The 21,993-nt window shown below is 67.1% G+C and carries 12 protein-coding genes; 7 read left to right on the forward strand and 5 right to left on the reverse strand.

The window, feature by feature from the left end:
• Positions 1-264 precede the first annotated feature (264 nt).
• The 3 genes from XARJCFBP2528_RS08900 to XARJCFBP2528_RS08910 form a co-directional block, all read right to left on the reverse strand.
• The gene (locus XARJCFBP2528_RS08900; RefSeq protein WP_016903369.1) at positions 265-2,589 is read right to left on the reverse strand and encodes a protein-disulfide reductase DsbD family protein; all 2,325 of its coding nucleotides are present in this window, start codon (positions 2,587-2,589) and stop codon (positions 265-267) included.
• Positions 2,590-2,594: 5 nt separating this feature from the next.
• A complete protein-coding gene (cutA, locus tag XARJCFBP2528_RS08905; protein ID WP_026064537.1) occupies positions 2,595-2,927 on the reverse strand; it encodes a divalent-cation tolerance protein CutA in 333 nt (110 codons plus the stop codon).
• A 230-nt stretch (positions 2,928-3,157) separates the two neighbouring features.
• Complete coding sequence (locus XARJCFBP2528_RS08910; protein WP_026064538.1) at positions 3,158-4,969, reverse strand: endonuclease; 1,812 nt, start codon at positions 4,967-4,969, stop codon at positions 3,158-3,160.
• A 432-nt stretch (positions 4,970-5,401) separates the two neighbouring features.
• On the opposite strand from XARJCFBP2528_RS08910, the gene XARJCFBP2528_RS08915 reads away from it, so the two are divergent.
• On the forward strand, positions 5,402-5,689 hold the full coding sequence (locus XARJCFBP2528_RS08915; RefSeq protein WP_003483210.1) for a co-chaperone GroES: 288 nt from the start codon (positions 5,402-5,404) through the stop codon (positions 5,687-5,689).
• A gap of 147 nt (positions 5,690-5,836) precedes the next feature.
• Positions 5,837-7,477: a chaperonin GroEL gene (groL, locus tag XARJCFBP2528_RS08920; RefSeq protein WP_026064539.1), complete on the forward strand. Its 1,641-nt coding sequence runs from the start codon at positions 5,837-5,839 to the stop codon at positions 7,475-7,477.
• Positions 7,478-7,595: 118 nt separating this feature from the next.
• On the opposite strand, the gene xopX is transcribed toward groL, so the two are convergent.
• Complete coding sequence (gene xopX, locus XARJCFBP2528_RS08925) at positions 7,596-9,713, reverse strand: XopX family type III secretion system effector (protein WP_016903374.1); 2,118 nt, start codon at positions 9,711-9,713, stop codon at positions 7,596-7,598.
• Between the two features lie 423 nt (positions 9,714-10,136).
• Between xopX and XARJCFBP2528_RS08930 the strand changes: the two genes are divergently transcribed.
• From XARJCFBP2528_RS08930 to XARJCFBP2528_RS08935, 3 genes are all read left to right on the forward strand, one after another.
• Complete coding sequence (locus tag XARJCFBP2528_RS08930) at positions 10,137-13,028, forward strand: TonB-dependent receptor plug domain-containing protein (RefSeq protein ID WP_047124589.1); 2,892 nt, start codon at positions 10,137-10,139, stop codon at positions 13,026-13,028.
• A 224-nt stretch (positions 13,029-13,252) separates the two neighbouring features.
• Positions 13,253-13,462 carry a hypothetical protein gene (locus XARJCFBP2528_RS23355; protein ID WP_144422112.1) on the forward strand — a complete coding sequence of 70 codons (210 nt, stop codon included), beginning with the start codon at positions 13,253-13,255 and terminating at the stop codon, positions 13,460-13,462.
• A 27-nt stretch (positions 13,463-13,489) separates the two neighbouring features.
• Positions 13,490-14,563 (forward strand): 3-deoxy-7-phosphoheptulonate synthase, encoded by a 1,074-nt coding sequence (locus tag XARJCFBP2528_RS08935; protein WP_016902852.1) that lies wholly within the window; start codon positions 13,490-13,492, stop codon positions 14,561-14,563.
• Positions 14,564-15,001: 438 nt separating this feature from the next.
• On the opposite strand, the gene scpC is transcribed toward XARJCFBP2528_RS08935, so the two are convergent.
• Entirely contained in the window at positions 15,002-16,516 is a 1,515-nt protein-coding gene (gene scpC, locus XARJCFBP2528_RS08940; protein ID WP_016902853.1) for a succinyl-CoA:acetate CoA-transferase ScpC, read from the reverse strand.
• A 388-nt stretch (positions 16,517-16,904) separates the two neighbouring features.
• On the opposite strand from scpC, the gene XARJCFBP2528_RS08945 reads away from it, so the two are divergent.
• Complete coding sequence (locus tag XARJCFBP2528_RS08945) at positions 16,905-19,082, forward strand: translocation/assembly module TamB domain-containing protein (RefSeq protein WP_026064407.1); 2,178 nt, start codon at positions 16,905-16,907, stop codon at positions 19,080-19,082.
• Between the two features lie 205 nt (positions 19,083-19,287).
• Positions 19,288-21,702 carry a hypothetical protein gene (locus tag XARJCFBP2528_RS08950; protein ID WP_016902855.1) on the forward strand — a complete coding sequence of 805 codons (2,415 nt, stop codon included), beginning with the start codon at positions 19,288-19,290 and terminating at the stop codon, positions 21,700-21,702.
• Positions 21,703-21,993 lie beyond the last annotated feature (291 nt).

The raw sequence follows: 21,993 nt of genomic DNA on the forward strand, positions 1-21,993 counted from the left end.
GCCGACCATCTGCTGAATCGCCATGGGGCGTAGTGCAGCGCGTCCATTCGCGGAAGTTGTGTGTTCGCTGGCGTGCGTCCCGGCCCCTGCTATCTGTCGTGCTGTCGAGTGGCATGCTCGGCGGCGCTGGCTGGCTGGTGTTCGCCGGCATCCAGCCACTTCAGCGCCGATCGGCGCTCGCTCCATTCATCATCGCCCCATGCCGTCCATGCATCAGGCCGCCGTTCGAGCCGGCGTGCCGGCCCGCGGGTCTGACCGACCGGCTCACCTAGCCGCGCGCAGCAACGCATCCTCGGTGATCGCGTTGGTCAGCACGGTCGGCAGCACCGCCGGTGGTGCGCCGGGGCCGTAGACCACGTACAGCGGCACGCCGACGGCCTGGTGCTGGTCGAGGAAGGCGCTGATCCTGGGGTCGACATTGGTCCAGTCGCCTTTCATGTAGACCGCGTCGACGCGGCGCAGCGCGTCGCGGAAGTCGGCGCTGCTCAGCACGTTCTTCTCGTTGGCCTTGCAGGTCACGCACCAGTCGGCGGTCATGTTGACGAACACCACGCGGTTGTCGGCGCGCAGGCGGTCCAGCAACTGCGGCGAGAACGCCACCACGCCCTCGGCGGCAGTGGCGGCCGGCAGGCGCAGGCGGGTGACCCCGACCACCGGCACGATCGCCAGCACCAGCATCACCGCGGCCAGGCCCATGCCGAGGCGATGGCTCTTCCAGCGGCTGCGCTCGAAGCAGAACAGGCCCAGCGCCAGCAGGGTGGCGCCGACCAGCATCAGCGCCAGCGCGTCCACGCCGCGCTGCTTGCCCAGCACCCACAGCAGCCAGATCGCAGTGAGATACATCGGGAACGCCAGCACCTGCTTGAGCGTTTCCATCCACGCGCCGGGCGTGGGCAGCCGCCGCGCCAGCGAGGGGATGAAGCCGATCAGCAGGAACGGCAGCGCCAGGCCCAGGCCCAGCGCCAGGAACACCAGCATCGCCAGCAGCGCCGGGGCGGTGAAGGCATACGCCAGTGCGGTGCCCATGAACGGGGCGATGCAGGGGCTGGCCACCACGCAGGCCAGCACGCCGGTGAAGAAGTCGCCCAGCGGGCCATTGCGCGCTGCCAGCGACTGGCCGATGCCGCCCAGATTGCTGCCCAGCGTGAACACGCCCGACAGGCTCAGGCCCACCGCAAACATCAGATAGGCCAGCGCCGCGACGAACCACGGCTGCTGCAGCTGGAAGCCCCAGCCGGCCGCCTGGCCGGCCGCGCGCAGGCCGATCACCAGCGCGCCGATCGCCGCAAACGACACCAGCACGCCCAGCGAATACCAGATCGCATGGCTGCGCGCGTGGCTGCGGCTCTCGCCGCTGTGGGCCAGGCCCAGCACCTTCAGCGACAGGATCGGCAACACGCAGGGCATCAGGTTCAACACCAGCCCGCCAAGCAGGGCCAGCACCAGCATCGCCAGCAAGCCCTTGTCGGTGTGCGGCGGCTGGGTGCGCTGCGGATTGTCGGCCGAGGCATCTGCGGCTGGCGCTGCAGTCGCCGCGGGCGTCGGTGCCGGCGCCGGTTCTGCAGGCAGCTGCCCGGCCGGCAGCGGCGAGATCATCAGCGGTGCGGCCTGCGCCTGGTTTTGCGGCGACACCGTGCCGGCGGGCAACTCCAGCGCCACCCGGCGAGTCATCGGCGGGTAGCAGATGCCGTCGGTCTGGCAGCCCTGGAAGGTCGCCACCAGGGTCGCCTTGACCGGTTCGGCGTGCTCGCGCAGCAGCGGCAAGGTGACTTCGGCCTGGTCGAAATACACCACCACATCGCCGAAGTGCTCATCGCGGTGCGCCTTGCCCTGCGGCCAGCGCGGCAGCCCGGGACGCACGCCGCCGGCGCCTTCCAGCGCCAGCGAGGTGCGGTCGCGGTAGATGTAATAGCCGGGCGCGGGGGTGAAGCGCAGCAGCAGGCTGTTGCCGTCGCCAACGATGGCTTCGAAGGTGAAGGCCTGCTCGGCCGGCAGCGGCAGTGCGTCCACGCCGGCGGCCTGGCCGGTGCTGCCGAACAGCCGCGGGCCTGCCGGTGCGCGCGGCACCAGCGCGCCCAGGTTTTCGCGCGTGGTGGCGGGCGTCGCGGCGTGGGCCGAGGCATCGGGCAGGCGCACGCGCAGCTCGCGGCGTTGCGGCGGGTAGCACACCCCGGCGTCGGCGCAGCCCTGGTATTGCACCTGCAGCACGGCGGTCTGCAACCCGGCATCGGCCTTGCCGGCCAGCCTGGCCTGCAGCTGCTTGCGGTAGGTCTGCACCTGGCCGAAGAACTCGTCGTGCTTGCTCTCGCCTTCCGGCAGCGCCAGCTCGCCGGCGGCAAAGCCTTGCCCGGATTTGACGCTGATGCGGTGGCGATACAGGTAATAGCCCGGCGCGATCTTCCAGCGCAGCGCGATGCTGTCGCGGCTGTCGGCGGTGGCGCCCAGGGTAAAGGCCTGATCCACCGGCAGCAGGTCGGCCTCGGTGACCGCGGCCTGCGCGGGCAGGGGCGCCACCAGCGCCAGCGGCGCGGCGAGCAACGGTACGACCAGCAATGCGCAGCGGGCGATCCAGCGGGACAGAGACTTCATGGACGTCAGGATTCCTTGCGGGTTTCGGCCCGGACCCAATCGAGATACGCCGGCAGCCCGGCGCTGGCTTGGACCGCGATCGCCTCCGGCAATTCATACGGATGCAGCGCCTGCAGCCGCGCGATGGCGTCCGGCAGGCGGTCTTCCCAGGTCTTGATCAACAGCTGCACTTCCCGGCTGCGCTCGATCGCCCCGTTCCAGCGGTACAGCGACTGCACGCCGGGCAACTGGGTGACGCAGGCGGCCAGACGCTCGTCCAGCAGCACGCGCGCAATGCGCTCGGCGCTGTCGGCATCCGGGCAGGTGCTGAACAACAGATGGAGGGAAGAGGCGCTCATGTGACCGCGCAGTGTAATCCCCTGTCTGCGGGGGATCGACCGCAGATTCCGGAACAGGGTGTCAAGTTCGCTGAGCCTGGTGGCTGGCCGGCAATACCGGTCCTGCGCCTGCCCGCTGATGTTGAATGACGCAGGCCGACGGCTCGCGCGCCTGCTGCGCGGTCGGGCACGTGGATTGCCGTTGCAGGCCGTCTCCCGGCCCGGCGCCTGGGGCACCGGGCCGGGCCGGATCAATTGGCCAGCTGGCAGCTGGCCGGCTTGGCTGAGGTGAACAGGCTCGAGGTCGCCCACTCGGGGTGATCCACGAACGGGTTGCGGTTGCCCTGGAAGCTGAAGATCACCTGGTTGCGCGCCCGCTCGGCATCGTCCGGCGGGTCGGCCTGGTGCCAGGCCAGCAGCGTGGACAACAGGCCCATGTAGGCCGGCGAGGCCGAGGTCTGCACGATCTTGCTGCGGTCGTCGGTGAGCTCCAGGTCCGGCTCGGACTGCCCGGTGGCCGCGTCGGTACCGCCCTCGTAGCGGATTGCCATGTACATCACCGCACGCGCCATGTCGCCCTTGCGCTTGCCCCACACCTCGAAGGTACCGCCGTTGCCGTCCGGGGTGCGCACCCAGTTGGAATTGCCCGGATAGCGCCCGCTGCCGCCGCCACTGCCGTCATTGACCTCGGTGACCCGCTCGCCGCAGCTGCTGGTGCAGGCCGCATAGGGCTTGTTGCCGCGGTCGGCGTTGAAGGCGGTATCGGTCAGATACAGCATGTGGGTATCGGTGTAGGGCGCATACGGCAACCCCTTGTCGCCGCTGGCGCTGCCAAAGCCCAGCGAATTGGGCCAGGTGTGCTCGCGATTGTAGGTCAGCCCGCTCCCGGTGCCGGCGCGGTCGCTGACCTTGGCGTAGCTGCGGTTGCGGTAGGCGTCCAGGATCCGGCCGCTGTTGTTGGGATCCTCGTCGGCCATCTCCAGGATGGTCCAGGTGCTGGTGCCCGAGCCGCTGTACGGATAGACCGTGTGGCCCTTGATCACCGCATGTAGCGAACAGCGCAGCTGGCTGGCATTGGCGGTGTTGACCCGCGAGTAGTAACCGGTGCCGCCGCCGCTGGCGGTGGCCACGGTGAAGGCGATCGACTGGTTGGCGGCCGGGCTCAGCCCGCTGGCATCGCGGATGGCGCTGGCGGTGATCGCCAGGGTGCAGCGCTCGCCACCGACCAAGGCGGTGTTGGTGGACAGGCTGAAGCGGGTGCCGCTGGTCGGGTAGCTCAGCGCCACCGTGCCGGAGCTGGCGCAGCTCAGTGCGAAGGCGCCGCTGCTCAGCGTCACCGCCTCGCTGAAGCCCACGCTCAGGTCGCCGGCGCCGGGAAAGCCGGTCGCGCCCTGGGTCGGGGTGGTGCTGGTGATCGTCGGTGCCGCGCCGGTCTCGCCGCCACCGCCGCTGCCGTTGAAGCTCTGGCCGCGGTTGCACGCGCCAAAGGTCTGCGCCGACGAGCCGGCCCAGCTGAAGTTGGCCGCGCTGCTGCCGGTGCCGGTCAGTTGCAGCGAACTGCCGACCGCGCTGCTGTTGCTCTCGCTGACCGGCAGGTTCTGGCTGGTGATGCCGGCGGCGGGCCCGCCGCTGGCGGTGATGGCGCCTTCGTAACTGAGGAACTGCACCAACTGGCCGTTGGGGTCGACCAGCGCCACGCCGTCGTTGGGCCCGTTCTGCACGCCGTTGCTGGCGTAGCCGACCGTGGCCACGCGCACCTGGCTGCCGCAGCTGACCAGGCTGCCGGCCGGCACCGCCGTATTGGCGTAGACCGTCGCCGCGCCCGGTGTGCTGCCGTTGTACAGATAGATGCGGTAGCCGCTCAGCGATTCGCCGGCGGTGGCCACCACTTCCACTCCTTCGCCGCTGTCGCCGGAGGCGCCTGCGTCGTCGTAATGCAGTTCGTTGATGAACACCGCCGCGTGGGCGGTGGGCACGGCCAGCGCGAGCGCACAGGCCAGGGGAAGCGTGCAGCTGGGGGACCAGCGCAAGGGGAAAACACGGGCGGGGGACGGCAACCTCATCGACAGCTCCTTGTGATCGGGGAATGCGTGGCCGACTGTAAAACGTGCGCATGACAATCGGTGGAACCTGGTTCCATTTTTAGAGCGGTTGCTCCGGCGACTGCTCGGTGCGCACTGCCCGGCGTGCCAGTGGCTCGGTAGCCGGTCTCAGGCGCAGCTGGCGATTGCGCAGCCCGGTTCCCACCCGGCTGTCGGTCGCCAGCGGTCGTACTGCTTGCCAGGTCGTGTCGGCCGCGTCGTGGCCCTGGCACGGAACTGCCCGGCGAAAATTTTTTGCCCCCAGCCCTTGAAAGCTGGCCACACAGCACAATCTCTGGCCCGCACCCGCTCTGTCGGGTTTTTTCCGCGCGCTGTGCTGGCAGTCGTCACATACGAGTGCTAACATCGCCGATAATTTCCAGACCAATCAATCACTTAAGAGGGTCTTTCTCTATGAGCATCAAGCCGCTTCACGACCGCGTTGTAGTCAAGCCGATCGAAGCCGACGAAGTTTCCGCCGGCGGCATCGTGATCCCGGACTCCGCCAAGGAAAAGTCCACCAAGGGTGAAGTCGTCGCCATCGGCGCCGGCAAGCCCCTGGACAACGGCAGCCTGCGCGCGCCGGTGGTCAAGGTCGGCGACAAGGTCATCTACGGCCAGTACGCCGGCAGCAGCTACAAGTCCGAAGGCGTCGAGTACAAGGTGCTGCGCGAAGACGACATCCTGGCGGTCATCGGCTGATCAGGCGCTATGCGCCGGGAATCGGGAGTTGGAAATCGGGAATAGGCAAAGCGGCTAACCCACTTCGCCATCCCACCCCGCCCCGATTCACGCTGTTGATCTACCGATTCCCCATTCCCTATTCCCCATTTCCGGAGTTACATACAAATGGCTGCTAAAGACATTCGTTTCGGTGAAGACGCACGTACCCGTATGGTTCGTGGCGTCAACGTGCTTGCCAATGCCGTCAAGGCCACCCTGGGCCCGAAGGGCCGCAACGTCGTGCTCGAGAAGAGCTTCGGCGCGCCGACCATCACCAAGGACGGCGTTTCCGTCGCCAAGGAAATCGAACTGGCTGACAAGTTCGAGAACATGGGCGCGCAGATGGTCAAGGAAGTCGCTTCCAAGACCAACGACAACGCCGGCGACGGCACCACCACCGCCACCGTGCTGGCCCAGGCCCTGATCCGCGAAGGCGCCAAGGCTGTGGCCGCCGGCATGAACCCGATGGACCTCAAGCGCGGTATCGACCAGGCCGTCAAGGCTGCCGTCGTCGAGCTGAAGAACATCTCCAAGCCCACCACCGACGACAAGGCGATTGCCCAGGTCGGCACCATCTCGGCCAACTCGGACGAATCGATCGGCAACATCATTGCCGAAGCGATGCAGAAGGTCGGCAAGGAAGGCGTGATCACCGTTGAAGAAGGCTCGGGCCTGGAAAACGAGCTGGACGTGGTCGAGGGCATGCAGTTCGATCGCGGCTACCTCTCCCCGTACTTCATCAACAACCAGCAGAGCCAGTCGGCCGACCTGGACGACCCGTTCATCCTGCTGCACGACAAGAAGATCTCCAACGTGCGCGACCTGCTGCCCGTGCTGGAAGGCGTGGCCAAGGCCGGCAAGCCGTTGCTGATCGTCGCTGAAGAAGTCGAAGGCGAAGCGCTGGCCACCCTGGTGGTCAACACCATCCGTGGCATCGTCAAGGTCGTGGCCGTCAAGGCACCGGGCTTCGGCGACCGTCGCAAGGCGATGCTGGAAGACATGGCCGTGCTGACCGGCGGCACCGTGATCTCCGAGGAAGTGGGTCTGGCGCTGGAGAAGGCCACGATCAAGGACCTGGGCCGCGCGAAGAAGGTGCAGGTCTCCAAGGAGAACACCACCATCATCGACGGCGCCGGCGACTCGGCCACGATCGAAGCCCGCGTTGGCCAGATCAAGACCCAGATCGAAGACACCTCGTCCGATTACGACCGCGAGAAGCTGCAGGAGCGCGTGGCCAAGCTGGCCGGTGGCGTTGCAGTGATCAAGGTCGGCGCCTCGACCGAAATCGAAATGAAGGAAAAGAAGGCCCGCGTCGAAGACGCCCTGCACGCCACCCGTGCAGCCGTCGAAGAAGGCGTGGTCCCGGGCGGCGGTGTGGCCCTGGTGCGTGCGCTGGTGGCCGTCGGTAACCTGACCGGTGCCAACGAAGACCAGACCCACGGCATCCAGATCGCCCTGCGCGCGATGGAAGCCCCGCTGCGCGAGATCGTGGCCAATGCTGGCGAAGAGCCGTCCGTGATCCTGAACAAGGTCAAGGAAGGCACCGGCAACTACGGTTACAACGCGGCCAACGGCGAGTTCGGCGACATGGTGCAGTTCGGCATCCTGGACCCGACCAAGGTCACCCGTTCGGCACTGCAGAACGCCGCCTCGATCGCCGGCCTGATGATCACCACCGAAGCCATGGTGGCCGATGCACCGAAGAAGGACGAGCCGGCGATGCCGGCCGGCGGTGGCATGGGCGGCATGGGCGGCATGGATTTCTGATCCACGCCACTTCGGCTGTTGCAGCAAAAAGGACCCCGCCGAAAGGCGGGGTTTTTTTTGCGCGTCACCCACGCTTGCGCATGCACGCGGCGGTTGCCGATGACCGGCGCTCGTCCCGTCAGGACGAAGGCGCTGTGCTGGTTGCGGCCTGATCCGGCGACCGATGCGCGTGCGCAGGCGAGCGTTGCTCAGGCGATGCACTGGCTGCGGCCAACGCGGCGGCATCGTTCGTCTCCTCGATATCGGCGATATCGTCGATCTCGGTGATCGTGACGCTGCTGCTGGGTGTGGTCTGCGCCTGCGCGCCGGCGTCCTCGATGACCTGCAGGGCGATATCGCCGACCCGCTGCGCGTACTCCTGCGCATGTTCCGGCGACAGGCTTTGCACATATCTGGCGGTGTCTTGCACGTTCTGGATGAGTTCCTCGGGCGAGGACGGCATGCGGGTTGCGAGCGCGGTACCGTCGGGCCCCCTGAGCACACGCATGATCTGACCGCCGCCCCAGTTCATCGCCAGTTCCGCGCCACGCGCCATGGGGCCCGGCATGCTCATCGACATCAGCGACATGATCGCGCCGGCGTAGTAGGGCGATGCCGACGAGGCTTCGATCAGACTCTTGTCTGCGAAGGTCTTGGACAGTTTCTCCACGCCCAGTGCCAGCGCCATGACCAAGCTGCCGGAGCACATGGCCTTGAAGCGTTCCATGGCGTCCTGACGGGTCGCATGTGCGTTTGCCGCCGACTGCATCATCACCGCCGTCACCACGACGGAGTCGGCCAACAGATCCACCGTGCCGATCCGATCCGGTTGGATCAGGTAGACCGTCAGCCCGGTCACTCCGGCCCCCAGCAATGCCAATGCCAATTTGGGGGCGATGTCGTGATTGGTCACCTGGCGCGGGATGGTGGCTGGCCCGTCCTGGTCCACTTGCAGTGCAGTGCTCAGGCGCTTGCTGCATTGGTCCAGCGTCTGCAGCAGGTGCGTGCACTGGGCATTGAGCGTGCGGGTGAGCTCGCGCCCCTGGCTTGGGTCGGTGAAGTCCCGACGCGCCTGTTGAAACGCTTCCCGGCCGCTCTCCAGAGCGGCGGTGATCTCGTTGAGTTGCGTGCGTAGTTGCGCGCTGATCTGGCCGGGCGTCAGGCGTGCACGCAATCGCTGCGCCTGGCTCTGAAAACCGGCGCTTTCTGCCATGCCGGCGCCCAGATGCGACAGCTTGTGCTGCAGTCGATTGCCAAGCACGTTGAGGCTGTTCCAGAGGAAGGGCGTCAGCACCATCGCCGCGCACGCCGTCGATGCGGCCGCGGCAAATCCCAGGTTGTTTTCCACTGTTTCGGCCTGGTGTCGCATGGAGGGAGTGCCGAACTTCTTGGGCAGTTCGGTGGTGAGAAACAATCCGTTGAGCAGGACGGAATAGAAGTGCATTTCGTTGGCGTCGCGCCCCAGCTGCCCGCCCATCAGCGGGAACGGTAGCCCGTCGGAGGTGGGGCGCAGCGCAGATGCCGAGAGCGTCATCACGCCCTTGGTTGCCGCGGCGATGGAATAGGCGAAGGTCTTGGCCTGGTTGCCCAGCAACGGACTGGGGACCAGCAGGGGCCAGAGATTGACCAGGTTGGCAAGCGACTTCAGCGCCCGCCCGGTCGCGGGTGTGCCGTGCTCCAGCGGCTGCAGCGCGTCTTCCACGGCCTTGATGTCGCCGAGCAATTGTTGACGGAAGCGTGCTTCCAGGCCGGTTGCCGCTTCGATGGCGTCGCGCAGCTGCGTGATCTGCTGGCGGCACGCGGCCAGAGTGTGCGGGGCGCTCTGTTCCGGGTCGCTGTGACGCACCATCTGCAGGAATGCCGGATCGTCCGCATGGATCTGCAGCATGGTGCGCAGATCCGCCAGCGACCAGAGATTGGAAGCCCCCTTCGAGACCGCTGCGTAAGCCTGCTGAACGCCGCTTGCCAATGCAGCGTTTGCGCGTGCGGCAAGTGTTGCGGCGGTGGACGGGCCGGAGGCGCGTTCGGGTGAGTGGGCCTGCGGTTCAGGGTCGTGCGAGGGCACCGGCGAAGCGCCGCGCTCGGAGTCGGCGCTGGAGGCGCCCGAACGGCTGCGCGGAGTGAGCGCCGCCAGGCTGGGGGGGAGCGGCGTTTGCGTCGGCGATGTGGCGTCGGCGAGGGGGGCGTTGTTGGTATGGATGTCGTGCAATGGCGCCAGAGAAGAGGGGCCTGCGGTTTGCTGTTTCTTGATCTCCATGGTGGGTTTCCTTGATGAGGGGGAGCGGCCAGCGCGTACTGGCTGGCTCGCCTGCATCATTCGAACAAGCCTGCCCGGCCGGCCTAATCCGATGCGAACTACTGCGTTGCAGGAAGAACCAACCGGGCAGAACTATGGCAACTTGTGATCGCATGACCTGTTGCCGGCTGCGCAGGGTCGAGTGCGCTGGGCGCGCAACAATCGCGGTGGGGGCAGCCCCAGCCTGCCGGATCGTCGATCGCCGTCACACTCCATGACCGCCTGTTGACACCGATGTCATCGCAGCCTTAGCGTCGCTGGGCAGGCGCTTGCGCCGAATGGTCGGGGGGCCATCGGACAGGGGGCGGCGATGCGGTGCATCGCTCGCAGGCGTCGTTGCAGTGGAACGCCACGCCGGCCATGCCGGCCTCTTCCGGGGATCTTATGAACTGCCGCAGTCATCGCCTTGCCTTGTCGATTTCCTTGTCCCTCGCCCTGACCGCCGCCATCGCACCGTCGGCGGCGGCCCAGCAGGCCGAGCCGGAGCAACCGCGCGCCACCTCCACCCTGGACGCGGTCAGCGTCACCGGCTCGCGCATCAAGCGCGCGCAGGTCGAAGGCGCGCAACCGGTGGTCACCATCTCCGCGCAGCAGATCCAGCAGGAGGGCTTTGCCACCGTCTGCGACGTGCTCAACAGCATGAACCAGCAGGGCTCGGTGGAGGCCGATACGCAATGGGGCTCGCATACGCCCAACGCCTCGCCGATCAACCTGCGCGACCTCGGGCCGGGCCGCACCCTGCTGCTGGTCAACGGCCACCGCGTGGCCGACTACCCGCTGCCCTACGGCGGCGAGAGCAACTTTTCCAACTACAGCAACATCCCGTCCGCGGCAGTGGAGCGCATCGACATCCTGACCGGCGGCGCCTCGGCGATCTACGGCTCGGACGCGGTGGCCGGCGTGGTCAACGTGATCCTCAAGCGCGATTACCAGGGCGACCAGGTGCGGCTGCGCGGCGGCACTGCCACCGAAGGCGGCCGCGACAGCTTCGACGTGTCCTGGGCCGGCGGGCGCACCGGCGAAAACTGGAGCCTGACCTACGCGCTGCAGGCCACCCGCCGCGATCCGTTGAGCGGGCGCGATCGCCCCGAGATGGACGATTCCGACGACATGGCCTATTCCAACTGGACCGGGCAGAACCGCCGCTACGGCTTCAACCCGTTCACCGGCCTGAGTCTGGTCGATGCCAACACCAACGAACGCCTCGCACCGCCCGCCGGCACTTGCGCGCGCTTCGGCGGCGAGTTCATCGACGGGCAGCGGCTGAGCTACAACCAGAACACCGGGGTGGTCACCAACGCCGGCGATTACTGCGGCGTGGCGCGCGACTACGGCGACTGGGGGCTGGTCACCGGCAGCGAGGACTACTCGGCGTATCTCTACGGCACCTGGAAGTTCGGCGAGCACACCGAAGCCTGGGCCACGCTGTCGGCCAACCGCAGTATCGGCCGCTGGACCTACGACCCGCCGTACGTGTATCTGGGCCCGTTCCAGGACGTCGACACCGGCCGCTCGCTGTATGCGATCCGGCAGCTCACCCGGCGCGAGGCCGGTGGCTGGGACCGGCTGGCCAACTACAACAAGGAGCAGTCCTGGGACCTGAGCGCCGGCTTGCGTGGCGTGTGGGCCGACCGCTTCGACTGGGAGCTGAGCGTGGGCCGCTCGCGCTACACGGTGGACGAATACGTGCGCACCGTGGATACCGCCCGCGCCACCGATTATTTCCTCGGCAGCCCCACCGGCACCGCCGCCGACGGCACGCCGATCTATGCGATCAACCAGGCGCGCCTGTATGCGCCGCTGTCCTCGAGCGAGTACGACGAGCTGGTCGCCAAATCGCATAACTCGGCGTATTCGTGGGTGAACCAGGCCAGCTTCAGCCTGAGCGGCGATCTGGTGCAGGGCTGGGCCGGGCCGATCCGCTTCGCCACCGTGGCCGAAGTCGCCAAGCAAGGCTACCAGCTGTCGCCCGACCCCTGCGCCAACGAGTGCTATCCGGTCGATGTGGTGGACAGTGGCGGCGGCGAGCGCATGCGCAGTTCGGCCGGGCTGGAATTGCAGATTCCGCTGCTGTCGACGCTGAGCGCCAATGTCGCCGGCCGCTACGATCGCTACGGCAGTTATCGCTCTTCGGCGGCGATTCCGACCGATGTCGGCACCCAAAGCGACACCACCTGGAGCGCGGGTCTGGAATGGCGCCCGGTCGAGAGCCTGTTGGTGCGCAGCACGCTGGCCACCAGCTTCCGCGCGCCGGACATGCATTACGTGCTCGGCGAACCCAGCTCCACCAACCAGACCGTGATCGACCAATACCGCTGCATCGCCACCGGTGCGTATCTCACCGGCGGCTGCAACGACGAGAACAGCAACATCTACTACACCGTGGACGTGAACCGTCGCGGCACGCCGGATCTGCGCTTGGAAACCGGCCGCTCGTTCACTGGCGGGGTGGTGTGGGACATCGTGCAGGGCCTGTCGCTGAGTGTGGATTACTACCGCATCGAGCTGGAGGAAATGATCAAGGATCTGGACCGCGACGAGATCCTCTCGGCCGAAGCCGGCTGCCGCACCGGCACCACCATCAGCGGCGGCGCCTGGAACAATCCCGGCGGCGCCGGCTACTGCGACACCATCACCTCGGGCGTGTTGCGCAATGCCGACGGCACCATCGCCAGCATCGAGCGCGGCCCGATCAACCTGGCGCAGATGGAAACCTCCGGCATTGACGCCTCGCTGAAATACCGGCTTGCCACGGCGGGTTGGGGGAATTTCCAGTTGTCGCTGGACTACAACAACCTGCTGGCCTATCGCGAGCAGATCTACCGCACCGACAGCGATGAAAACCGTCGCGACGAACGCGTGCGCAGCCGTGTGCGGGGCAGCGTGCATTGGGACAACGGCGGCGCCTGGGACTGGACGGTGTACTTCCGCCGGCTCGGCTCCATGCGCGCGGTCAACTGGGGCACCTGCGAGCGCTTCGATGACGGCTACCAACCCAGTGCCTCGGACGCATGCGTGGTCACCGACACCGCCAACGTGCATCTGGGCGAGAGCAGCAAGCGCTACTTCGGCCGCGTCGGCCCGGCGATCTACTGGAACCTCAGCACCGGCTACAGGATCACCGACCACGCCAAGGTCAACTTCTACGTCAACAACGTGTTCAACGAAGTGGGCTACGAGAACAAGGAGCGCTTCTACGGTTACGGCTTCTACAACACCACCTTGTTCAACCCGATCGGCCGTGAAGTGGCGGCGGAATATGTGTTTACGTTCTGATTGAAGGTGGTGGCCGCATCGCACGTCACGGCACAGCGCCGTGGCGTGCGATGCATCGTCGAAGGCACCTGCGCAGGCAAGCCGTGCCCGATCCCGGCTTGCCAATGCGCGCGTGGTAATGCCGCGCATCGGTTCGCCCAGCTTGTCGTGCGCCGCGGTGGTCGGCGCGACACATGCGGCCTGCAGGCACCCCGCGGGAGCACCGCTGCAACGTTCCGTTGCCGATGAAACAGTGGCAACGGCCAAACGTGCGTGGTATCAATGCACTCAATGAACGCACCCCGCAGCCAGTTTTACTTTTGGTACTACGGTTTTCCGATGCCGCTGGCGAAGGACGGATTGCGCTCACCCTGAAGAAATCTTCAGCAGCATTCCCGAAAAGCCGCCAGCGCACACTGGCGGCTTTTTTGTTGCCGCCGCGCCTGGCTCCCTGATGCAACACCGCCCACCGAGACACTGTTATGCCGCCTGTGACCGATGACCTGCGTATCCGCAAGATCGAAGCCCTTGCCCCGCCCTCGCAGCTGCTGTCGCTGCTGCCCTGCGACGAGCGCGCCTCCGAGACCGTGACCAATTCGCGTGCCGCGCTGCACGAGATCCTGCATGGCCGTGACGACCGCCTGGCGGTGGTGATCGGGCCCTGCTCGATCCACGATCCGGTCGCGGCGATGGACTACGCGCACCGCCTGCGCCCGCTGCGCGAGCAGCTCGGCGACGCGCTGGAGATCGTGATGCGGGTGTACTTCGAAAAGCCGCGCACCACCATCGGCTGGAAGGGCCTGATCAACGATCCGGATCTGGATGGCAGCTTCCAGATCAACAAGGGCCTGCGGGTGGCGCGCGGTCTGCTGCGCGACATCAACAACCTCGGCCTGCCGGCCGGTGTGGAATTCCTCGACATCATCTCGCCGCAGTACATCGCCGACCTGGTGGCCTGGGGCGCGATCGGCGCGCGCACCACCGAAAGCCAGGTGCACCGCGAAATGGCCTCGGGCCTGTCGTGCCCGGTGGGCTTCAAGAACGGCACCGGCGGCGACGTCAAGATTGCGGTGGACGCGGTGGGTGCGGCCTCGCACCCGCATCATTTCCTGGCCGTGACCAAGGACGGCCACACCGCGGTGGCCGCGACCGCAGGCAACCCGGATTGCCACGTGATCCTGCGCGGCGGCAAGCAGCCCAACTTCGACGCGGCCAATGTGGAAGCGGCCAGCCAGGTGCTCACCACGTCCGGCTTGCCGGCGCGGCTGATGATCGACGCCAGCCACGCCAACAGCGGCAAGAATCCCGAGAACCAGGCCAAGGTCATCGACGACATCGCCACGCAACTGGAAGGCGGCGAGACCCGCATCGTCGGCGTCATGGTGGAAAGCCACCTGGTCGGCGGACGCCAGGAACTGGTGCCCGGCTGCGCACTGACCTACGGCCAGAGCATCACCGACGGCTGCCTGGGGTGGGACGCCTCGGTGCAAGTGCTCGAGCGCCTGGCGACGGCCGTACGCGCACGTCGCGCAAGGCGGGTTGCCGAAGCTGCGTGATCGTTGAGGCGGTGGGGTGAGAACACGAGGCTTCGCGCGCACCCTCATCCGGCGCTGCGCGCCATCTTCTCCCGCCGTGAGAAGGGATAAGCCCCTCTCGAGCAGCCTGGCAATGAACACAAGCGTGCGCGTGCTGATGGCCGCTCCAGAACGAGAACGCCGGGCCGGCGCAGGGAGCCGGCCCGACGGATTGGACACCACCCAGTGGTGACCCGTCGCGCCCAGCGGCAGGAGGGGGAGAGAGCCGTCCTGCCGCCGAATGCGAGCGGGCAGGAACGTTATCCGCCACATCCGTGACATCGCGATGTCGCAGCATGTCGATGCCAGCAATGAAGTTCGCGAAGCGTTAAACACCGGCACGACGACCGTGCTCCGATCTCTCTAGCAACACCGTCACGCTGCGCTAAAACCGCCGATTCCCGATTCCCGATTCCCTGCTCACCCCAACATATCCCCCGTCTCCAACCAGCGCTGATGCCACGACAGCGCCTCGGTCAGCAGATGCGGGGTGTGCTTGCCATAGCTGTCGCGATTGGCGCGCGCCACATAATCTTCCAGCGCATCGCGGTAGCGCGGGTGTACGCAGTGATCGAGCAACTGGCGTGCGCGTTGCTTGGGTGTGAGGCCGCGCAGATCGGCCAGGCCTTGTTCGGTGACGATCACCGAGACATCGTGTTCGGTGTGATCGACATGGCTGACCATCGGCACGATCGACGAGATGCTGCCGGCCTTGGCGATGCTGGGGCTCAGGAAGATCGACAGGAAGCCGTTGCGCGCAAAGTCGCCGGAGCCGCCGATGCCGTTCATGATGCGGCTGCCCATCACGTGGGTGGAATTGACGTTGCCGTACAGGTCGGCCTCGATCATGCCGTTCATGCCGATGCAGCCGAGCCGGCGCACCAGCTCCGGATGATTGGAAATCTCCTGCGTGCGCATGATGATGCGTTGCCGGTAGAAATCGATATTGCGCTTGAACTCCTCGTTGCCCTCCGGGCTGAGCGCAAAACCGGTGCACGAGGCGTAGCGCAGCACGCCATCGCGCAACAGCGCGAGCATGCCGTCCTGGATCACTTCGGTGAACGCTTCCAGGTCGCGGAAGCCGCTGCGTGCAAGCCCCGCCAGCACCGCATTGGGAATATTGCCCACGCCCGATTGCAGCGGCAGCAGGCTGGCCGGCAGCCGGCCCTTGTCCACTTCATGGCGCAGGAACGCGATCAGGTGCTCGGCGATGCGTTCGCTGCTGTCGTCGGCAGCAGCGAACGGGCTGTTGCGGTCCGGGCCATGCGTGCGCACCACAGCCACGATCTTGTCCGGGTCGCAGCGCAGGCTGGGCTCGCCGATGCGGTCGTCGCCGTGGATCAACGGAATAGGCTTGCGCTGCGGCGGCAGCGCAGTGCCGTAGTACACGTCGTGCATGCCATCCAGGCCGGCCGGCTGCCAGTCGTTGACTTCGATGATCACCTTGCTGGCCAGGTCCAGCCAGGTCTTGTTGTTGCCGATCGAGGTGGATGGCACCAGGCTGCCGTCTGCGCGGATCGCCGAGACTTCCACTACGGCAGTGTCGATCTGCCCATAGAAGCCGAACCACACGTGCTGGGCGACGTGGCTGAGATGGATGTCGATATAGTCCAGCGTGCCGGCGTTGATGCGTTGGCGCGCGTCCGGGTCGGACTGGAACGGCATGCGCATGGCGATGCCGTCGGCCTTGGCCAGCGCGCCGTCCAGTTCCGGCGCGGTGGACGCGCCGGTCATCAGCTTGATCTGGAATGGCTGGCCCTTCAGATGCGCCGCTTCGATGCGCTGCGCCAACGCCATCGGCACTGCCTTGGGGTAACCGGAGCCGGTGAAGCCGCTCATCGCCACGGTCTCGCCGGGCTGGATCAATGCGGCAGCGGCCTCGGCAGAAACCAGGCGCTCGCGCAGCGGCGCGTACAGGATGCGTTCGTCGGACATGGGCGGCACAGCGGGACAGGGGACTGCCATTATCGCCGCTGCATGCGTCGGCCGCGCTGCGACCATGGTGCAATGCAATGGTGCGGATGGCCTTAACTGCGTGCGAAGCGGGCTGTTGCGTGGCAGGTCGGTTGGGGCAACACATTGACGCTTCACCCGCCTTCGTTTCCGCGTATGGAGCCTGGCGTTGGCGTCGCCGCTGGCAGGCCTGCGGTCGCCTGGTGAGCGCAGGCCGGCAAGCCCTGTGCACTGCTGCGCTGTAGCACTAATCGTCAACGCATCCCCAGCTGCCGTGCAGCGGATGCGGTGACGCGCCACCGGCCACGTTCACGCCTCGCCGCCAGCGCAACCGCGATAGTGGCGGCAGACTCGACTTGTGCCTGCGCCCATGCCCTCTCTTCGCGACCGCTTCCAGCGCTGGCCCCGGCCATGGCGCATCGCAGTGGTCGTGCTGGTGGCGCTATATGCGCTGTATCTGCTGGCCGGCAACCTGTTTCTCAACACGCCGCTGTTCGATGCCGTCACCAATCGGCAGCCGCATAAATTCACCATGCAGACCGGCCCGGCATTGACGGTGTTTCCGGGGCAGGTGATGGCCTGGAACGTGCGCATGCGCGGGCAGGCTAACCGTACCGTGTACGTGTTTCATGCCGATCGCGCCAATGCACGCGTGGCCTTGCTGGCACTGTTGCGACGCGAGGTACGCCTGCCGTGGTTGCACGCCACCGGCCTGAGCGCGGAGGTGGAAACCTCCGACACCCCGATTCCGCCACCGCCACGCGGCGACCAGGGCTGGACGCTGCGCTTCGATGCGATCACCAGCAACAGCATCCGCAGCGCGCGCCTGGGCAAGCTGCTGATCGCCGGGCAGGGCCATGGCAGCGTCGGCTTCCTCAAGCAGCTCAAGGGTGGCCCGTCGGAGCTGTTTCCCTCGCAGGCAGGCTTCAGCGATGCGGTGGTCAGCTATGACGGGGTGCAGGTGTTCAATGGCGCGCAGCTGGATGCGCAATTCCAGTTTCCGCGCCACTACCGCGATGAAGCGCCGGGCCTGCGCAAGCTCGGCATCACCCACGCGCGGCTGCAGCTGAAGGCCGCTACGGTGGCGTTGAAGATCGACACCGGTGCGCCGCATGTGGACATCCGAAGCGGGCCGTCGGCGGCGCGGGTGGAGGCCGACATCACGCTGGACCGCGGCACGCTGCAGGAAGGCAGCCATGCGGTCTGGCGCCTGCCGTTGATGGCCGGCGTCGGGGCGACCGACCGCGGCATGCTGGCGCTGCAGCTGGACGTGGCGCGCGACATCCGCGTGCAGGCACGGCTGCCACGCGACGCAAAGACGGGCAGCGAGCTGCAGGCCGATCTGCGCGTTGCCGGACGCAGCATCCCCTTCCAGGATCCTGCGCAGGTGCTGCCGCGCCTGTCCGGGCAGGTGCGTGGGCGCTGGCAGTTCGAATCGCTGAACTGGATTGCCGAGCTGTTCGTGCGCAAGCCGTGGTTCCAGCTCGCAGGCGGTGGCCTGGTCGAGGCCGATCTGCGCCTGGCGCAAGGCCGGCTCGCCAGCGGCAGCAGCCTGGAGATTCCGCGGGTGGAGGCAGTGGCGCAGGTGTTCGATACGCGGCTGGCCGGTGTCGCCAAGGCGCATGGACGCATCGACGATGCCGCCACGCCGCAGGCGCATCTGGACGTGAGCATCCCCATCTTCAAGGCCGCGCCGCGCGCTGCACCCAAACAGATCCTGCTGCACGGCCGCGATCTGCAGCTGGCCATGCATGGCGACGCCGAACTGGCGCGCCTGCGCGACACGCTCAAGGCGCAGCTGCGTTTCAGCGATGCCCGCGTGCCCGATCTCACCGTCTACAACCGTTACCTGCCGGGTAACAACGTGCGCCTGCTCGGCGGCAGCGGCAGCCTGACCGGCGATGTGGCGCTCAATGCCGCCGGCGATGTGGGCAGCGGCCACGCCAACCTGCGCGGGCAGGGCGCGCATCTGGCGCTGGCCGGCGTGCAGATGCGCGGCGATGCCGAATTGCAGGCGCAGCTGCAGCGTGCCGATTTCAAGAACAAGTTCTTCGACCTCAGCGGCACGCGCGTGCGCCTGCGCAATATGCGTGTGGGCGACGACAGCAGCGATGCCAACTGGTGGGGGCAGATGCAGGTCGGTGCCGGCACCATCCAGGCCAGCGCACCGTTCCAGGTGGATGCCGATGCGGCGATCCGCATGCGCGATGTCGCGCCGCTGCTGTCGGTGTTTGCGCAACGTGCCGACTATCCGCGCTGGGTACTGGGCTTGCTGGATTCGGGCGAGCTCGACGCCACCGGCAGGGTGCGTTGGCGCAAGCAGCAGTTGCTGATCGACGACCTGCATGCGGAGAATGCGCGGCTGTCGCTGCGCGCGCGGCTGGCCTTGAACGACGAGCAGCGGCGCGGCGATCTGTATCTGCGCTGGGGCGTGCTGGGCGCCGGGATCGAGCTCGATGGCAAGCAGCGCCAGTGGCATCTGGCCGGCGCGCGCGAGTGGTACGACGCGCAGCCGGGGTTGTTGCCGGCGGTATCGAAAGCGAAGTAAGCGGCTCGTTGTCTGAGGCTCGCGTATTGCGGCCAGCTTTGCCGTCTTCGAAGAGGCAGTGCGCGCACTGCCGGGCGTGTAGGACATCCAATGCACACCGGGATGCCTGCCGGTGCCCAGCCGCAATCGCCGCTGCGCACCGCGCTCACGGTTTCCTTGGCACACTGCGCCACGCCGCGTGCGCGGTCTTCAGGAGCCTGCCGTCATGACGATGCCTGTTCGCGCCCGCTGGCAAACCTTGCCCCGCCTGGTGCGCTGGCCGTTGCTGGCGTTCCTGGTGGTGTACGCAAGCTATCTGCTGCTCGGCAACCTGTTGCTCAACACGCCACTCGGGCCGGCCGCGCTCAATCGCAAGCCGGACAGGTTCACCATGCACTGGGGCCCGGCAGTGACCTGGTGGCCGGGCCGGCTGACGCTGTGGAAGGTGGAGTTGCAAGGGCGCTCCACACGCACCCGCTGGAACGTCAGCGCGCAGCGCATGAGCGGGCAGGTGCGGCTATTGCCGTTGCTGCATCGGCAGTTGCTGGTGCCGGAGCTGCATGCGCACGGGGTGCGCGGCGGCATGCAGGCGGCTGTACCCACCGCCGTTACCGTGGCGACGCCAGCACCGGCGACAGCGCCGAACACGCAGGTGGCTGCTGCGCCACCGGCTGACGCAGCCGGTGCGCCGCCGCCAACGACCGCGCAGGACAAGCCACCCACACGCACCCCAGACCTCGCGGCGAGCACGCCGCCGCCCGCACGGACGACCGGCGCAGCCACCCGTGCGCCGCCATCCTCTGGGGTCGCCAATACCGCTGGCGCACCCGCAGGTCCCGCATTGATCGCTCCGGCCTGGACCCTGCAGTTCGACCGCATCGTCGCCGATCAGGTGCAGGCAGTGACGCTGCGTCAGCTGCGGATCGAAGGCGATGGTCAGCTGCAGCTCGGCCTGTTCAAGCAGTTGCGTAGCGGGCCGATGGAAGTGTTTCCCTCGCAGGCGAGCTTCGACAACGCACGCATGCGCTGGGGTGACAGCGAAGTGCTGCGCAACGGCCAGCTGCGCATCGAAGCCAGCATCGCGCGGCATGCGCCGGAGCAGGCGCGTGGGCTGGCCATGTTGCAGCTTGCCGATGCACAGGTGAGCGTGCATGGCGACACTGCGGCACTGGATGTCGTACGTAATGCGCAGGGGCGCCACACGCTCGCCACACGCGCCGGCACGGGGCGTGCGGATGGGCAGTTGCGCTGGATCCGTGGCGCCTTGCAGCCCGGCAGCCAACTGCAATGGCGCGCACCCCTGCACGACAACACGCGCACGCCGGCCGCCCTGCTGGGCGAGCTTGCAGCGCAACTGCAGGTGGATCAGGACATGCGCCTGCAGGTGAGCATGCCTGAGCCGGCCGATGCCGGGCTGACCCTGGATGCGGATCTACGCGTGCAAGGCCGGCAGCTGCCGCTGCAATCGATGCGCAGCCTGCTGCCGCGCACCTCCGGGCATGCGCGCCTGCACTGGCAACTGTCTTCGCTGAGCTGGATTCCGGCGCTGTTCCCGGACGTGGACTGGCTGACGCTGGAAGGCGACGGGCTGGTGGATGCGGATCTGCGCATCGATCGCGGCCAGCTCGGTGCCGGCAGTCGCCTGCAGGTGCCGCACGTGCGTGCGCATGTCGGCGTGATGGGGCATGCGATCGATGGGCAGGCCAGTGCCGACCTGCGGGTGAGCGCCGATGCGAACGGACAGCTGTTGCCGGCGCTTGCCTTGCAGATGCAGCAGTTCTCCATTGCGCACAGCGATGCGACCACGCGCCCGTTCGTGCAGGGCCGCGACCTGCGTCTGGATCTGCAGACGCGCGCCGATGCGCGCAACCTGGCCACGCTGCGCGACGCCACGCGCGCGCATCTGGTGTTCGCCAATGCGCGCGTGCCGGATCTGCGTGCCTACAACCGCTATCTGCCGCAGCAGCAACTGCGTTTCGATGGCGGCAATGGTGTGCTCAGTGGCGATCTGCAGATCGAACCCGGTGGGCGTATCGGCAAGGGTGGCCTGCGCATCGGTGCACGTGCGGCGCGGCTGCAGTTTGCCGGCCTGGCACTGCGTGGCGATGTGGATGCGGATCTGCGCTTGCAGCGCGGCGATCTGCGTGCGGAAAACTTTCGCCTCGACGCCAGCACCATCCAGCTGCGCAATATCGGATTCACCGGGCCGGATGGTCAGCGCCGCGATGGCTGGTGGGCGCGCATCGTGCTGGAGGACACCCGCATGCAATGGCACCAGCCGGTTGGTGTGGATGGACGCGTGCGCATCCAGGTGCGCGATCTGGCGTTCCTGATGGCGCTGTACGCGCGCGACCGTTCGATCCCGAACTGGATGCTGCGGCTGGTGGATGCAGGCCAGGCACAGGTGACCGGGCGCGTGCATTGGCAGGGCGACACCGTCATCGTCGATCGCTTGCAGGCACGCAACCAACGCTTCCAGGTGGATGCGCGCCTGCGTTTGCAGGGCAGCCAACGCAGCGGCAGTCTGCTCGCGCGCTGGGGCATGTTGAGCGCGGCGGTGGGGTTGCGCGGCCAGACCCCGGAATGGCATCTGCTGCGTGCACCGGAGTGGTACCAGGCCCAGCCCGATCTGCTGCGCTGAGGTCGTCGCGCGCCAGTGCGGTGTGAAGGAAAAAGCGCCAGTTCTGTACTGCCTGGTGTTGTTTTGCAGTGCAGCGTGCAAGTGGCGTTCGGGGCGCGCACTATGATCCTGCATCCCGACGTGGGGGAGGGAGCAAAGCCCGCTGGCAGTTCGCTGCAAGCGGGCTTTTTTATTGCCTGAAGCCTGGCCAGTCAAGCCACTTGGCCTCCGCTCAGCGCGCGAAACCCCCAGTTGTTGAAGGCTTGCCCAGGCCACTGCCGGGTCGCTTTGAGCGTCAACCGCCTACATGTT

This window comes from Xanthomonas arboricola pv. juglandis, from assembly GCF_001013475.1.
GTDB lineage: Bacteria > Pseudomonadota > Gammaproteobacteria > Xanthomonadales > Xanthomonadaceae > Xanthomonas > Xanthomonas arboricola.

What these genes read in the sequence shown, in the direction of transcription:
- cutA (WP_026064537.1), bottom strand. Translation starts at nt 2,927, where the DNA reads ATGAGCGCCTCTTCCCTCCATCTGTTGTTCAGCACCTGCCCGGATGCC.
- XARJCFBP2528_RS08945 (WP_026064407.1), top strand. Translation starts at nt 16,905, where the DNA reads ATGCCCTCTCTTCGCGACCGCTTCCAGCGCTGGCCCCGGCCATGGCGC.
- scpC (WP_016902853.1), bottom strand. Translation starts at nt 16,516, where the DNA reads ATGTCCGACGAACGCATCCTGTACGCGCCGCTGCGCGAGCGCCTGGTT.
- XARJCFBP2528_RS08900 (WP_016903369.1), bottom strand. Translation starts at nt 2,589, where the DNA reads ATGAAGTCTCTGTCCCGCTGGATCGCCCGCTGCGCATTGCTGGTCGTA.
- XARJCFBP2528_RS08935 (WP_016902852.1), top strand. Translation starts at nt 13,490, where the DNA reads ATGCCGCCTGTGACCGATGACCTGCGTATCCGCAAGATCGAAGCCCTT.
- XARJCFBP2528_RS08950 (WP_016902855.1), top strand. Translation starts at nt 19,288, where the DNA reads ATGACGATGCCTGTTCGCGCCCGCTGGCAAACCTTGCCCCGCCTGGTG.
- xopX (WP_016903374.1), bottom strand. Translation starts at nt 9,713, where the DNA reads ATGGAGATCAAGAAACAGCAAACCGCAGGCCCCTCTTCTCTGGCGCCA.
- XARJCFBP2528_RS23355 (WP_144422112.1), top strand. Translation starts at nt 13,253, where the DNA reads ATGAAACAGTGGCAACGGCCAAACGTGCGTGGTATCAATGCACTCAAT.
- groL (WP_026064539.1), top strand. Translation starts at nt 5,837, where the DNA reads ATGGCTGCTAAAGACATTCGTTTCGGTGAAGACGCACGTACCCGTATG.
- XARJCFBP2528_RS08910 (WP_026064538.1), bottom strand. Translation starts at nt 4,969, where the DNA reads ATGAGGTTGCCGTCCCCCGCCCGTGTTTTCCCCTTGCGCTGGTCCCCC.
- XARJCFBP2528_RS08930 (WP_047124589.1), top strand. Translation starts at nt 10,137, where the DNA reads ATGAACTGCCGCAGTCATCGCCTTGCCTTGTCGATTTCCTTGTCCCTC.
- XARJCFBP2528_RS08915 (WP_003483210.1), top strand. Translation starts at nt 5,402, where the DNA reads ATGAGCATCAAGCCGCTTCACGACCGCGTTGTAGTCAAGCCGATCGAA.